Source organism: uncultured Fretibacterium sp. (assembly GCF_938030725.1).
Taxonomy (GTDB): Bacteria; Synergistota; Synergistia; order Synergistales; family Aminobacteriaceae; genus Fretibacterium.
In genome coordinates, this window is the sequence record NZ_CALHIQ010000020.1 from 1 (window position 1) to 14,357 (window position 14,357).

12 protein-coding genes and 1 pseudogene are annotated in these 14,357 nt (G+C 64.1%); 11 read left to right on the plus strand and 2 right to left on the minus strand.

Annotated features, from left to right (window positions below; translation table 11 throughout):
* From Q0629_RS01480 to Q0629_RS01530, 11 genes and pseudogenes are all read left to right on the plus strand, one after another.
* Positions 1-314 (plus strand): annotated as a pseudogene (locus Q0629_RS01480) (transcription termination factor Rho); the annotation flags it as partial.
* 150 nt (positions 315-464) lie between these two features.
* Positions 465-2,063, plus strand: coding sequence for a peptidoglycan DD-metalloendopeptidase family protein (locus Q0629_RS01485; RefSeq protein ID WP_298778036.1), 1,599 nt, complete (start codon positions 465-467; stop codon positions 2,061-2,063).
* 109 nt (positions 2,064-2,172) lie between these two features.
* Complete coding sequence (locus tag Q0629_RS01490; protein ID WP_298778040.1) at positions 2,173-3,783, plus strand: CTP synthase; 1,611 nt, start codon at positions 2,173-2,175, stop codon at positions 3,781-3,783.
* A gap of 37 nt (positions 3,784-3,820) precedes the next feature.
* Positions 3,821-5,014: a hypothetical protein gene (locus Q0629_RS01495; protein ID WP_298778043.1), complete on the plus strand. Its 1,194-nt coding sequence runs from the start codon at positions 3,821-3,823 to the stop codon at positions 5,012-5,014.
* A 73-nt stretch (positions 5,015-5,087) separates the two neighbouring features.
* The gene (locus tag Q0629_RS01500) at positions 5,088-6,230 is read left to right on the plus strand and encodes a hypothetical protein (protein WP_298778046.1); all 1,143 of its coding nucleotides are present in this window, start codon (positions 5,088-5,090) and stop codon (positions 6,228-6,230) included.
* A gap of 37 nt (positions 6,231-6,267) precedes the next feature.
* Positions 6,268-6,819: a hypothetical protein gene (locus tag Q0629_RS01505; RefSeq protein ID WP_298778048.1), complete on the plus strand. Its 552-nt coding sequence runs from the start codon at positions 6,268-6,270 to the stop codon at positions 6,817-6,819.
* Entirely contained in the window at positions 6,798-8,513 is a 1,716-nt protein-coding gene (locus Q0629_RS01510) for a hypothetical protein (protein ID WP_298778049.1), read from the plus strand. The genes Q0629_RS01505 and Q0629_RS01510 overlap by 22 nt, the downstream gene beginning before the upstream one ends.
* A 77-nt stretch (positions 8,514-8,590) precedes the next feature.
* Positions 8,591-9,412 carry an aminotransferase class IV gene (locus tag Q0629_RS01515; RefSeq protein WP_298778052.1) on the plus strand — a complete coding sequence of 274 codons (822 nt, stop codon included), beginning with the start codon at positions 8,591-8,593 and terminating at the stop codon, positions 9,410-9,412.
* Between the two features lie 53 nt (positions 9,413-9,465).
* Positions 9,466-10,395 carry a bifunctional enoyl-CoA hydratase/phosphate acetyltransferase gene (locus Q0629_RS01520; RefSeq protein WP_298778054.1) on the plus strand — a complete coding sequence of 310 codons (930 nt, stop codon included), beginning with the start codon at positions 9,466-9,468 and terminating at the stop codon, positions 10,393-10,395.
* A 177-nt stretch (positions 10,396-10,572) separates the two neighbouring features.
* Complete coding sequence (locus tag Q0629_RS01525) at positions 10,573-10,788, plus strand: type II toxin-antitoxin system prevent-host-death family antitoxin (protein ID WP_298778057.1); 216 nt, start codon at positions 10,573-10,575, stop codon at positions 10,786-10,788.
* On the plus strand, positions 10,785-11,201 hold the full coding sequence (locus tag Q0629_RS01530) for a PIN domain-containing protein (RefSeq protein ID WP_298778062.1): 417 nt from the start codon (positions 10,785-10,787) through the stop codon (positions 11,199-11,201). Before Q0629_RS01525 ends, Q0629_RS01530 begins: the two co-directional genes overlap by 4 nt.
* Positions 11,202-11,291: 90 nt before the next feature.
* Here the strand turns inward: Q0629_RS01530 and Q0629_RS01535 are convergent, their stop codons facing one another.
* The gene (locus Q0629_RS01535; protein WP_298778064.1) at positions 11,292-13,148 is read right to left on the minus strand and encodes an EAL domain-containing protein; all 1,857 of its coding nucleotides are present in this window, start codon (positions 13,146-13,148) and stop codon (positions 11,292-11,294) included.
* A gap of 27 nt (positions 13,149-13,175) precedes the next feature.
* Positions 13,176-14,357, minus strand: a 1,182-nt coding sequence (locus Q0629_RS01540) for a GAF domain-containing protein (RefSeq protein WP_298778066.1), incomplete at its 5' end; no start/stop codon positions are given.

Sequence of the window (14,357 nt, forward strand, 5' to 3'; positions counted from 1 at the left end):
TCGGCACGGCCCTGACGGATACGGGGAGCCGCATGGACGACGTCATCTACGAGGAGTTCAAGGGCACGGGCAACATGGAGCTGCACCTGTCGCGCAAGCTGGCGGAACAGCGGATATTCCCCGCCATCGACATCACGCGATCCGGGACGCGGAGGGAGGAGCTCCTGATCCCTGAGGACGAGCTGGCCCGCCTCTGGGTCCTGCGGAAGCGAATCGTGGAGGTGGACGAGGCCGGGGCGCTGAACCTCATCCTCGACAAACTCAAGCAGACGAAGGACAACCACGAGTTCCTGATGTCCATCAAGCTGGCCTGAGTTGCAGGACGGAACTTTCTCGCGCATCGGGCGATTACGCGGCATATTGTGCTATAATTCACGTATCGTACTTTGTCTTACGACGAGTTTTGTGCTGGGTCCGCATCCACTTGCGTCCGCGCGGCAAAGGCATGTCGGGAGGAGTTGTCTTTGAGGACATTCGATCATCGAACGCCGGATCGAAAGGTTTTTCCTGCTGAAGGCAAGAAGCGCAGAGAAAGAAAAAGAAAGGCCTCGCTGGAGTTTTGCTGGGGTTTTTGCGTCGTCGTCTGTTTCAGCTTTGGTCTGGCTTCGTTTTTGATGTTCTCCGCCTGGGAACGCTTTTCCGGCGTGGCGTGGGGCGGGGTCGGGGATCGGGAAAACGAAGGAATTGTGTCGGAGGAGGGCTTTCTGGCGTTCGACGTGAGCGACATGCAGCGCGACGATCTCCTGGCCGCAGCGCCCTTGGAGGTGACCCAGGAAGACGATCCGGAGGGACCGATGGCCTCTCTGCCCGCCGAACCGGCGGAATCCGAGGTCCGTGCCGAGGTCAGCGAGGTCCCGCTGAAGGAGGACTTCGGCCCCCTTCCGAAGTACCTGTCGGACTATGAGAGCATCGTCCTGAGCGCTCAGGACGATGGCACCCGTTTAGCGGAAGATACTTCCGACAACGCAATCCCGCCGGAACCTGACCCCCAGTTTGCTGAGGTGGGTGCCGACTGGAAGGAGCACGTCGTCAAGGCGGGCGAAACGCTTTCGGACATCGCTATGGCCTTCGGTGGACTCACCGCTCAGGACATCCTGAGGGCCAACGGGCTTAAGGACGCCAATCGGCTGTCCGAAAATCAACTTCTCCTGATCCCCAAAGACGCGGATAAAATTGAGGAAACCCTTGAGGAGGTCCGCACGCGGCAGGCCCGCGTGGCGGCCCTGCGCGAGAAGGTCGAGCCACTGAAGGTGTCGTCCTACGTGGTGGCGCAGGGCGACAGTCTATGGTCCATCTCGAACTCCCAGAACATAGAGCTGGACACCCTTGTGGGCAGCAACGTCTTCAAGGCGACCCTGCGCCCGGGGCAGACCCTCCGCATCCCCAACCAAGAGGGAATCTTCTACACCCTGCGCAAGGGAGAGAAGATCGAGGCCGTCTGCAAGCGCTATGGGGTCGAGTTGGGTAAACTGCGCCAGGTGAACCACACCGTTGACGTGGTTGCCCTGAAGCCGGGGGACGAGATATTCCTTCCCGGCGCACGGCCGGAGGCCCTGGCCGTCACTCACGAGGAGCAACCCCTTAAGGCGGAGAAGTCCGCCCCCGCCGTCAAGAACGCTGTGCCCAAAGCCGCGAAGAACGGCAAGCAGAAGGAAGCACCGGTGGCGATGAAGGCCTCCCGCTCCTACCGATGGCCGATCATGGGGCGGATCAACAGCCCCTTCGGCTGGAGGCGACACCCCATCACGCGCCGTCAGGACTTCCACACGGGAATCGACATCAAGGCCAGCCGCGGCGCGGTGATCCGCTGCGCTCGAGACGGTCGAGTGGCCTATGCGGGCTGGATGGGCGGCTACGGCAAGGTGGCGGTCATCGAGCACGCGGGCGGGCAGTCCACGCTCTACGCGCACTGCAGCACCCTCCTGCTGAAGCAGGGGGCGGCGGTGAAACAGGGAGAGAACATCGCAAGGGTTGGAACGACGGGACGCTCAACGGGGCCGCATCTCCACTTTGAGGTTCGCAACGGGAACAGCCCGGTCAACCCTCTGAAATATCTGAAGTGATTCCGCACGTAAAGAAGCCGGGGGTCAGAAGCTTTTCTGGCCCCATTTTTTATTTTGAGGCTGCCCCAGCCAGTCGGCGGGGCACTGAAGTCCAAGGGGGCATCGAGGAATGGTGAAGTACGTCTTTATCACTGGCGGCGTGGTTTCCTCGCTGGGGAAGGGGATCACGGCCGGTTCCGTGGGCACCCTGCTGAAGAAGCGAGGGCTGAAGGTTTCCATCCTCAAGGTGGACCCTTATTTGAACGTGGACGCCGGTACGATGAACCCCTTTCAGCACGGCGAGGTGTTCGTGACGGACGACGGCGCGGAAACGGACCTCGACCTGGGGCACTACGAGCGCTTTATCGACGAAACGCTCAGCGAGCAGAACACGATCACGACGGGGAAAATCTACTCGAGCGTCATCGCGAGGGAACGCCGGGGGGACTACCTGGGGGGGACGGTGCAGGTGATCCCCCACATCACGAACGACATTCAGGAGCGCCTCGTGCGCGCCGGGGAGGGGCTTGACGTCCTGATCGTAGAGATCGGCGGCACCGTGGGCGACATCGAGAGCCAGCCCTTCCTGGAGGCGATACGCCAGATGGCGAACCGCGTCGGGCGGGAGAACGTCGTCTACTGCCACGTCACGCTGATCCCATGGCTCGAGGCGGCGCAGGAGCTCAAGACGAAGCCCACCCAGCACAGCGTCCAGGAGCTGCGGCGCATCGGCATCCTGCCCAACCTCCTCGTGTGCCGCACCAGTCACCCCATGGACCAGGGCATGAAGAACAAGATCGCGCTCTTCTGTACGGTCCCTTCCGAGGCGGTCATCGAGGTCATGGACGAGCCGACGATCTACAACGTGCCCATGGCGCTGCACCGACAGAGGCTGGACGACCTGATCCTCCGCTACCTGGAGCTTCCCTGCGACGCGGAGCCCGACCTCTCGGACTGGCGCCGCGTCGTGGATCGCTTCATGAACCCGCCCGAGTCCGTGGACATCGCGCTGGTGGGCAAGTACGTCCAGCACAAGGACGCCTACCTCAGCGTGGTGGAGGCCCTCCACCACGCTGGCATCCACCACAACGTGCGCGTCAAGGTCCATTCGGTCGAGGCGGAGGACCTGGACTCCGGCGACCTCGCGGGCGTTCTGGGCTCCATGGACGGCATCCTGATCCCCGGCGGGTTCGGCGCGAGGGGCGTGGAGGGGATGATCCGCGCCATTCAGTACGCGCGGGAGAACCGGGTCCCCCTCCTTGGAATATGCCTTGGGATGCAGATGATGGTGGTGGAGTACGCCCGCAACGTCTGCCACCTGCACGGCGCCCACAGCAAGGAGATGGACCCCTCCACCCTGCACCCCGTCATCCACCTGATGGAAGAACAGCAGAACATTGATAGACTGGGCGGAACGATGCGGCTGGGTGCCTATCCCTGCGACCTGAGGGAGGGGACGCTGGCCGCCCGCGCCTACGGGACGCTTCACATCTCGGAGCGCCATCGCCACCGCTACGAGTTCAACAACGCCTATCGCGAGCGCCTGGAGGGGGCGGGCCTGAAGGTGGCCGGACTCTGCCCGGAGCAGGACCTGGTGGAGCTGGTGGAGCTGCCGGGGCATCCCTGGTTCGTGGGGGGGCAGTTCCACGGAGAGCTGAAGTCCAGGCCGGTGCGGCCTCATCCGCTCTTCGCCGGCTTTGTGGGCATGGCCCTGGAGCGCCAGCGCGCGGACCGTGGTTAGTCCCTTGGCGCAAGTGACAATGAGGGAGGTATTGACCTTGAAAAGAACGTTTTTGCTGCTGGCGGCCACGTTGCTCCTCTCCCTGGCCGTCCCCTGCGGAGCGGGGGCGAAGGACGAGAACAAGAGCTCCTCGGCACAGATGATGGAGCACATTGAAACGATCGTGTACGGCGACACCGCCAAGGGAGGGCTCACCGAGCGGCTCTCCTCCGTGGAGGAGGCGCTGTTCGGCCGCAGCCTTCCGGGCACCATCGCCGAGCGCCATTCGGCGATTCTGAACTTCCTGGAGGTCGGCACGGAGGACCAGCCCTCGATGATCTTCAAGCTTGGGGTCGCGGAGTGGATCGTCAACAAGAAGATATACGACTCCCGCCCGGCCGTCGGCCGCCTTGAAACGCTGGAGGCGGACCTGGACGGGGAGGTCCAGCACGGCAAACCCATCGCAATGCGGGTGGAACACCTCCTGTCCACGCTGGTGACGGACCCCGTCACCTTCCGCGCGGTCACCCTTCCGGGAAACGTGCCGCTGAAGCTGCGCTTTATGGACGAACTGAGTCCGGCCAGGAACAAGGCGGGGGACCAGGTTCGCATTGAGCTGACGAACGACCTGGTCGTGGACCAGTGCCTTGTGGCCCCCGCCGGTTCCCTGGTTCTGACGGAGGTCCGTGAGGTGGTGAAGCCTCGCGCGTTCGGCGTCCCGGGCGAGGTGCGCCTGACGTTCAACGGGCTGAAACCCCTGGGTCCCCAGCGCCCCCCGGTGGCCGTCGGGGACGCAGCGAAGAAGGCCATTGACGAGGCCCGCAAGGCGGGGGACCGCGGCGAGGGCGCCATCGTCGGGGCGGGGGCGGCCAGCATCGCCGGTGCTGCGCTGTTGGGTCCCGTTGGGCTGATCGGCGGCCTCTTTATCCGGGGCAACTCCATCCGGATCCCGGAGGGCTCCATCACCTTCGTGCAGACTTCGGGCGACGTGGAGGTCTACGCCTACCCCATCCCCGACAGCCTGCGCGTGGACCCGCAGTCCACCATTCAGCAGAGCGTCCAGGGGACTGACACGCCGCGTCCGTCGGACCAACAGCAGACTTCTTCCTACGACCCGGACCGCGACACCATCATCAAGAGCGACAAGATACTGAACCCGGTAAGGACCCCTCGAACCGCCCCGACTCAGACGACGGAGGACGGCGGAGCGCCGGGCGACTTTGAGCTGCCGCCGGAGCAGAAGGTGCGCTGACGCCTTGATTCGGTGGGTGTCCGCTGCAACCTCCCCGCTGCAAAGGGGGCGATGGAGGGCGTGCCTCCTTGCCTTGGCGACGTTTCTTGCCCTCTCTCTGACGGGTTCCCGCCAGGCGGGCGCCCAGGAGGCCCCCGACGAGGCGTTTCGCATCCTGGAGCGGAGTACGGCGGCGCACTGGGGGCAGGACTGCTACGTTTGGGTGCTCCACTACCCGGAGGCGTTGATTGAGCCCTGGGTGGAGGCCGAGGCGGCCCGCCGCGGCATGTCGGAGGCTCAAAAAGAAGCCTATCGGAGCGCCTTTGTCGCGGACCTTCGCCTGGACAGCTCTGAGGCCTTTCTGGTGAGCGTCTACTCCTTCGGGGCAGCCCCCGTGAGCTTGACGCCGGTGCCGGACAACGTGGCGCTCCTGACCTCGTCGGGCGAGCGCCTTCGCCCCGTCCGCTACGACTCCGCCCTGGACGCGCCCGCGGCTGGCGTCGTGCAGGGGCTCGTGTTCTTCCCCAAACAGGCAGACGACGACCTCGCCCTGGCGATCCGGGGGATCGGAGGGGGAGCGGAGCGCGTCTTCGCCTTCAGCCCCCTGGAGGTTGGCCGGCCTGAAGCCCTGGAGTCGCCCGCGGCCCCGGAGGTCGTGGTCGTGGACCTCCCTCCCAGAGAGAAGAAGTCCGTCCGCAAGGTGACGCCCAGGCCGGAGTCATCCGGGGAGCCGAAGGTTATCAAGCCGAAGGAGCCCCTTCCCCCCTCGCCGCCCGTTGCCCCGCGTCCCATCCCCCCGCTGCTCTCCGAGGACTCGCGCGGCATGGAGGACTTCGTGAGGTCCGTTCGGGAGCGGGGTGCGGCCTCCGGGGATGCCCCCTCTCCGGTCCGAAGCGGGGGAGGAACGCCCAGGCAACTGAACGCGGAGAACTCCTACGTGAGCCGCGAGCAGGTGCTGCGGCAGTTTCTGAGCCTGTGGGCCGCCAATCGCGCCGGGGAGATGTACGACATGCTCTCGGACGCCTCCCGCCGGGTCATCTCCCGCGAGAACTTCGCGAAGGAGGTGGCGCGGGCCGCGGAGTTTCGCGCCGGCCTGAAGGAGGAGTATCGCATAGAGTGGATCGGCGAGGAGCGGGCCAAGGTGATCACCGACCGGAGGGTCCTGATGTTCCGCTCCTTGGTGACGCGCACCCTGGGCATCGTGCGCGAGGGGATGGCGTGGAAGGTCGTCTGGTGAGGCCGGGGTCAGGCGTCTTGCGGGAGAGGAGGCGGCCATGAAGGTCAGCCGGGTGAAGATCGGCATGGGCGTCCTCGTCGTCGCCATCGTGGCGCTCGTGCGCTACGCGATGCGGGACATGCAGCTCGACGTGGACCTTCTGCGGGAGGGGCTGATGAACATGCCGGGCCTCGTCATGGAGAACATGCAGCTGGCTCGCGAGGTGTCGGGCGACGTCTGGCGCGTCCGCGTTCCCTACCTGGAGCGCCGGGGCGAGCTCGTTGCCGTCCGGTCGGTGGACGTCCGCCGGCAACTCAAGGAGGGCGGGGAGTGGTATCTCTTCGGCGCGGAGGGCGTCTACTCCAACGACGAGAGGACGGCCTGCGTCAACGGCCTCTTGGGAACGCTCGAGGCGCCCGCTCGAATCTGGAACCTGGAGAGCCCCCGGGTGCTCTGGTCGGAGGCCAGCGGCGACTTCGTCTTCCCTAGCGGGCTGACGCTCTACGACAACGAATTTCTCCTGTCGGCTCCGGAGGCCAGCATGGACCGGACGGGAGTGATCCTATTTGAAAAAGGAGGTCAGCTCCAATGGACGAAACCCCTGGGATGATGGGGACAAAGGGCGTCTTCGTCCGAGGCCTTGCGGCCGCGGCGCGGACTTTGACGCTTGCGCTTCTCTTGATGGCTTCAGCGTCCCTTCCCGCTCAGGGGGCGGACGAGAAGGTGGTCCTGAACGCGGACCGCGTTTCCTTCAACGACGCGACGGGGCAGGCCAGGGCGGAGGGGAAGGCGAGCCTGAGCTATCAGGGGACGACGATCCAGGCGGAGCGCATCGACTACGACGCCGAAACCCAGAAGGTGCAGGCCATGCCGCTGCCGGGGGAGCAAGTGGTCATGAGCCGAGAGGGCAGGTCGCTGCTGGGGGACCACCTGGACTACGACCTGGTGAATCAGGAGGGGGTGATGACCGGCGCCGCCACGAAGATGCCTCTCCAGGACGGAACGCTCTACGTCTACGGCGGGGAGATCAACGTCATGCCGTGGGACATGGCCGTGGAGCGCGGAGTCGTGAAGGGGCGTGTCGGTGGCTCCGAGGACTACGTCGCTCAGTGGCGGCAGGTTTCCCTGACGACCTGCGCGCTGGACCATCCCCACTACCACCTGGAGTCGAAGAGCATCTCCTTCATCCCCGGCAAGAGCATCGTGGCGAAGAAGCCTCGAATCTACCTGGGCAAGACCTACATCATGACTTCCCCGCTGGACTACGTGGTGCAGCTCAAACGACGGGCGGTGCGCTACTCTGTGCTCCCCTACGTTCAGCACAGCGACTCACGCGGCACCGGAGGCGGCCTGACGGGAACCCTGGCGTGGGAAACGGGGTCCTTCTCGCTGGGCTTCGCCTGGGCCGGCAGGAGCGGTGCCGAGTGGCGCTTCTCGGTGGAGCAGGACCTGGGCCATGACTTCAGCCTCCTGGCTCAAATGGAGTACTCGTGGGACGACGTCTGGTCGGAGGCGATTTGGCGCCCCTCCGCTGCCCTGATCTACGAGCGCGATGGCTGGCGCGCGCGGCTGAACTGGCGTCGGGACGAGTACGTCGAGGACCAGAAGGACTCCCTCCACGAGTATAAGGGACGCCTGGACCGCGAGCCGGAGCTGGTCGTCCAGACCCCGTGGTTCCGGACCTCTCCCTGGGCCTGGCTCACCCTGTCCGCTTCCTTCGGCAGCTATCGGGAGAAGATACTGACTCAGGAAGGGGATTTCACGTCCCGGTGGGGACTTGAGGCCCACAGCTATTTCGAGAGGCCCCTCAGTCCGCAGGTGGAGCTCTTCGCGGACCTGAAGGGCGCCGCCTGGTTCTACGATCGGGACGACGCAGACCAGCAGATGTTCTGCGGCTTCCTGGGACTGCGCTATCGCCTGGGGGTCTTTGAGATGGGCTCCGCCTACGAGCGCCGATATACGTGGGGGAAGAGCGCCATGCTCTGGGACCAGTACCGGGGTGCGGAGAGAGTTCACCAGAAGGTGCGCTTCCCGCTGGGGCGCGAGGTCTATGCGGCGTTCCGCGGGAGCTACGACCTGGAGGAGGCCATGATGGACGAGGCGATCTACAGCCTTCAATGGTCCACCGACTGCATGTTGTGGGACCTGCACTTCATGGACGACCGGACGTCGGGGAACGACGACAAGGTGGGGTTGTCGCTCTCCATCCTGGCCTTCCCTGACAGGGACGCCTCGCTGGGCCAGAGCCTCACCCAGGACCCCTTCCTCCGCCCGAGGGATATCCCAAAGGAAGGCAAAAGGTGAAGCGCGGACAGAAGGCCGGGCGAAGCAGTCGCCGGGTTCGTCCGCCTGGGTTTATAATGAAGTGAGGGACGCTTCTCATGAAACTGTGTTACGTAAACGGACGCTTCACCCCGCCGGAGGAGGCGGCGCTCCCGCTGAGCGACCTCCTCATCCAGCGGGGCGTTGGCGTCTTTGAGGTGATCGGGACCTACGAGGGGCGGCCGCTCCTGTTGACGCCTCACCTGGAGCGCCTTCTGAGTGGAGCGGAGCGCGAGCGCATCCGTCCGACGCTCTCCATGGAGGACATGAAGTGCCTGGTGCGTGAGGGGTTAGCCAAGGCCGGAAGCGACGTTCAGATCAAGGTATACCTGTCGGGAGGCGACGTCTTTGACGGCGTGCGGGGCTTTACGGCCCCCCGCTTCTTCATGATCTTCGAGGAGCTCTCCCTGCCTCCCCGTGAGGCCTATGAAGAAGGCGTCGCCCTGGAGCCCCTGCCCTTCGGGCGGAAGGACCCCTCCGTGAAGGGCGTGGATTACCGCACGACCTACGCCCTGTCGCAGTCCGGCGCCTTTGAGGTGCTCTACTGCCCCGATGGAGAGATTACGGAGGCGGGGCACAGCACCTTTTTCCTCGTCCTGGAGGGGCGCCTCGTGACGGCTCCCCTCTCCCGCGTGCTGAAGGGGACGACGAGGAGCGTCATACTGGAGCTGGCCCGCGCCGAGGGGATCGAAACGCAGGAGCGCTGCCCTCGCGTTGACGAGCTGCCGCGCGCCAGCGAGGCCTTCATCACGGGGAGCGTGAAGAAAGTGGTGCCCGTGGTCCAGATCGGGGATCAGCGGATTGGGACCGGTCGGCCCGGGCGGGTGGCTACGCGGCTTTTGGAGCTCTACCTGGACCGTATTCAGAAGTGGCTGGAGTGAGGGGGCGGCCCCTTGACATATTCGAAAATCTCATTGAAGGAGGATGCTGCATTATGGAACAGATTCGTTCGCTGTCGCAGTTGATCGAGGGAGCAAAAAAGCTCTGCGCCGAGAAGGGGAAGAAGCGCCTCTCCGTGGCCATGGCGGAGGATGCGGGGCTGATCGCCGCCATTGAGGAGGCCCGTAAGGCGGGGATGGTGGAGGCGACGCTGGTGGGCAACCCCGACAGGGTCAGGGCCTGCATCCAGGAGGCGGGCGCTTCCGAGAAGGACTACAACATCATCGAGGAGTGCAATGAGGCGAAGTGCGGCATCGCGGCCGTGACGGAGGTTTCCGCAAAGCGCGCCGACATCTACATGAAGGGCCAGCTCCACACGGACCATTTCCTTCGGGGAATGTTGAACAAGGAGGTTGGCCTCCGCAGCGGCAAGACCATCTCCCACTGCTATTTCCACCACATCCCCGGCTACGACCGCGTCATCTTCATCGCTGACGCCGCGTTCAACATGTACCCCGACGTGAAGCAGAAGGCCGACATCCTTCAGAACACGGTGAACTTCGCGCGGGCGTTGGGCGTGGAGTGCCCGAAGGTGGCTTGCCTCGCGGCCGTTGAGGTGGTGAACCCGGACATGCCCTGCACGCTGGACGCCTGTGCTCTGGTCCAGATGAACCAGCGCGGCCAGATCCGGAACTGCATCGTGGACGGCCCTCTGGCTCTGGACAACGCCATCAACGAGGAGGCCGCAAAGATCAAGAAGATCAACTCGCCGGTGGCCGGCCACGCGGACGTCCTGTTCGTGCCTCAAATCGAGGTGGGGAACGTCCTGGCGAAGTCCATCACCTACTTTGCCAAGGACAGCGAGACGGCAGGGCTCATCATCGGTGCTGCGGCGCCCGTGATCCTCACGAGCCGCGCGGACCCGATGCGCGCCAAGCTGCTCTCCATCGCCGGGGCGGTGATGATGGCGCACCACAAGGGATAGCGCGGTTCAGCGATAACGACGTTAACGGCGGGGGCCCACGCAGCCCCCGCCGTTTTTGTGCTCTCTGCCCCCTGAAGGGGAGGCGAGCCGCGTTATTAAGCGCGGTTTGGGATCATGGGTCATGCCGCGTCCCGTTCCCTGCGGTGCGTGTATAATGAGGACCAGGAGGTGTGCTCTATGTCCATCACCGTATCCAAACTAAAAGCCAACCTGAAGAAGCCTTTCGCGCCTGTGGAGGCGGAAGGAATTGAAGCTGCGATGGGCGGCAGGAGCGTGGCGAAGCCCTCAAACCCTTATCAGGATCGGGTGGACGTCGCAAAGTCCCTCTTCGGGGTCCTCGCTGCGGACGTCACCCTGGAAGAGGCCCTGGAGGAGAGGCGGAACCGCATATGAGGGCTTTGATCGGCACCTGCGTTGTCATCGACGCCCTGCAGTCGCGAGAGCCCTTCTGTAAAGAAGCTCAGGCGTTGTTTCTTTGTGCAGCCAATGGACAATTCGACGGCTTTATCACCGCCAAGTCATCGACGGACATCTACTATCTCACGCACAGGTGTACACACAGCGATTCGGACAGCCGCGAGGTGTTAAGGCGGATATTTATCCTCTTTGAGCTGATGGACACTGCAGGAATGGATTGCCGGAGAGCTCTCGTTTCAGCTATGGCAGATTACGAGGATGCCGTTATGGTGGAGAGTGCTTTGAGAGCAGGGATGGACTGCATCGTGACCAGAGATACAAAGGACTATGCAAAATCCCCGGTTCCTATCTGCCGTCCTGCGGAGTTCTTACGACAGGTTTCGGTGTGAAAATGTGCGGCAAATCCCTTTAGGGAGAGCGAAACGGCGGGGGCTGACACAGCCCCCGCCGTTTTTGTGTGCCGTATTGAGGGTTGAGCGTCAGGGCTGCGGCATCTCCTTGATGAGCTCGGCGAAGACGGACACGTCCTTCAGGAACTCATCGGCCTTCTCCATGGAGAGCGGCACGGAGAAGAAGAAGCCCTGGCCGGCCACGTTGTACTCCGCGAGCCACTGGTTCTGGTCCTTCGTTTCTATGCCCTCCGCCACGATGTTGAGGTTCAGGGAGCGGGCCATCTCGATAACGCTCTTCACCAGGCTTGCGGTTTTCCTGGACTTCAGCATCTGATCGATGAAGGAGCGGTCGATCTTCAGGCTGTCCACGGGAAGCTGGCTGATGTACTGCAGCGAGGAGTACCCCGTCCCGAAGTCGTCCAGCGCGACGCTGATGTTGAGCTTCTTCAGCTTTTCCAAACGCCCGCGCGCCTCTCCCAGGTTTTCCATCAGGACGTCCTCCGTGATCTCCAGGGTGAAGCGGTCTGGAGGGAAGGTCACGTTTTTCAACTTCCCCTCGATGAAGTCGAAGAACGAAGCGTCCTTCAGCGAGAGCCCGGAGGCGTTGGCGTTGAGGTGGAAGTTCAACTGGGGGTACTTCCTGGTGAAGCTCTCCATGGCGACGAGGGCCTGCGAAACGATGGCCCGGTCGATGGCCGTCAAGAGGCCCGACTCCTCCGCTTCGGGGATGAAGGCGCCAGGCGGCAGGATGCCGCTCGCGGGGTGCCTCCATCGCGCCAGCGTTTCAAAGCCCAGGAGCTGCATGGTGGCCGTGTTGTAGATGGGCTGAAAGTAGGGGATGAACTGATCGTTCAGAAGGGAGGTCTGGATCTCCGCCGTGATCTTCAGGATGTCCTTGTGTTCCGCGTCCTTGCCCTGACTTTCTGTCGCAGGGGAAACGAAGAGGACGCAGCCCAGGCCGCGCTTCTTTGCCGCCTTCATGGAGCTCGACAGGCGGCTCAGCACCTGAAGCGCGGTGAACTCCTTGGGGATGTCCAGCATTGCGGTGAGGCAGGCGCTTGGGAATACGCTGTCCCCGTTGATCCAGATGGGGATGGAGATGAGCTTCAAAAGCCGGTCCAGGGCGGATTCCAGGTAGGACTGGGAGCTCACGCCCTTCAGGATCGCCATCACCTCGTCCCCGCCCGTGCGGAAGATCGTGGCGAAGCCGTGGAGGATGGTCTTGGTGCGTTCGATGACCTCGATCAGGACCTTGTCCGCGGTGTCGGAGCCGTACTGCTCGTTGAGCAGCTTGAATCGGTCCATGTTGAGAAGAACGACGCTGAAGGTGTACCCGTCCGCGCCGTTCAGCTTGCGGAGCTCCTGGCTCAGGGAGTCCATGAAGCAGTCCCGGTTCGGAAGGCCCGTCAGGGAGTCGTAGTAGGCGATGCGCAGCAGGCGCTCGTTGGCGGCCTGCTGCTCGCTGAGGTCGAGTAACACGGAGAGCGTGAGCTTGCGCGCGTTCCACGTCAAGGAGCGGGTCAGCTGCTTCACGGGCAGGGCCGTTCCCTCGGCTCCCAGGAGGATGAGGGGCTGCCCGTCCGGAAGGTCCTGCATTTCCCGCTCCGCCGGGTCCTGTGCGTCCTCGGATTGAGGGTCCAGCTTCGCCCTGGGGATGAGGATGGAGGAGAGCTTTTTCCCCTGCAGGAAGTCCTCCGGGCAGTTGATCAGGGAAAGGAGAGCCCGGTTGACGTACAGGATGCGGTCCTGCTCGTCGCTGATGACGAGAGGGGCGGGCAGTTGATCCAGGATCGCGTCACGGGAGGCCAACAACTGCTCCGTCGAAGGGGAGGCGGCCTGCCGCCCCGAAAGGGCCGTGCCGTTTCCTCCATCCGATGGCAGAAGCGTCGCCAACGCCTCGTTCAGGAGGTCGAAGGATGGGGCGACAGGTTGGAATGGCTTCATGGCTGTCCCTGCATCATCTATCAGCCCTTAAAACCGGTGGAACTCGTAGGCGGAGAACTGTGCGATGAGGCGCAGGGCGGCAAGCTGGTCCTTCGTCGGCGCCGCACGGTCGTCCGACCCCAGGGCGGCGAGCCCTAGCAGGGATCGGTCGTCGCAGATGGGGAAGAGGCAGGTCATGGAGGCCATGCTTGCCCAAGGACACTTGTCGAGCCCCCAGGCTTTGAGGGCGGTGTCGGCGTTGACGTCCCTGAGGTTGACCTGTGCCTCGTGGACCAGTGAGGCGGCGACGGGGAGGGACGCGGGGAGGAGCCCTTCGTCGGGGGCGGCGGCCATGCGGTTTGTCCGTTTTGCAGCGCAGACGTACCCGCCGCGCGCCTGGTCCCAGACGGCCAGGGTGCAGTTGGGGAGGCGTCCCTGCTCCATGAGGATGTCGGCCAGCAGGGAGCAGAAGTGGGTCCGGTCCGTCGCGCCCTTCAGGACCTTCAGGACGTTGGAGAGCGCCATGGCGGTGAACTCCCCGGAGAGGTTCTCCTCGGAGGCCCTGCGGTTCTGCTCGCGCAGGGCGTTGATGGCGATGGCCCGGACGGCCAGGTTCCCCAGCAGCTCCATGAAGTTCAACACGTGGGCGTCCGGGAGGCTGTCCCAGGTCAGGAGGCAGAAGAGGCGGAGGGACCCCTCCGCGATGGGCAGGACCGCCTCGAAGGGCGCACGGTCGGACTGGGTGAGGACGGGGGTCGGGGGAAGGTGCTCCTCCTGATACACCCCCGTCCGGGGCGGGATGGAGTCGGCCCTGCCGGCAATCGGCGTCAGGGCCGTGCCGTCGTCGTTGAGGATGGCTACGGTCTTGGGGAACAGGCTCTCGCGCAGGACATCCGCCAAGAAGGCGGTGAAGTACTGCAGCGGCATGGGCTCAAAGATAGACGCCAGCGTGTTCTTCGTGGCCAGGATCATGTAGGAGAGGCGGGAGAGGCGCTGCTCCGTGGCGTCGATCTTCTGGAAGGTCTGCCACAGACGGATCATGCCGGCATAGGGCTCGATCTCCGAGATCAGGGCGTCCTCCGGCTGTTTCCTCAGGAGGACGAAGATCGCCCACTGCGCCCCGCGGATTCGGAGGACGCAGGGCCATGGGTCACTGCCCTGCGCCGCCTCCACCTCGAAGGAGGCCTTGGGAGGACGCTGGGAGAAGAGGGGCCCCAACTTCAGGTCGCT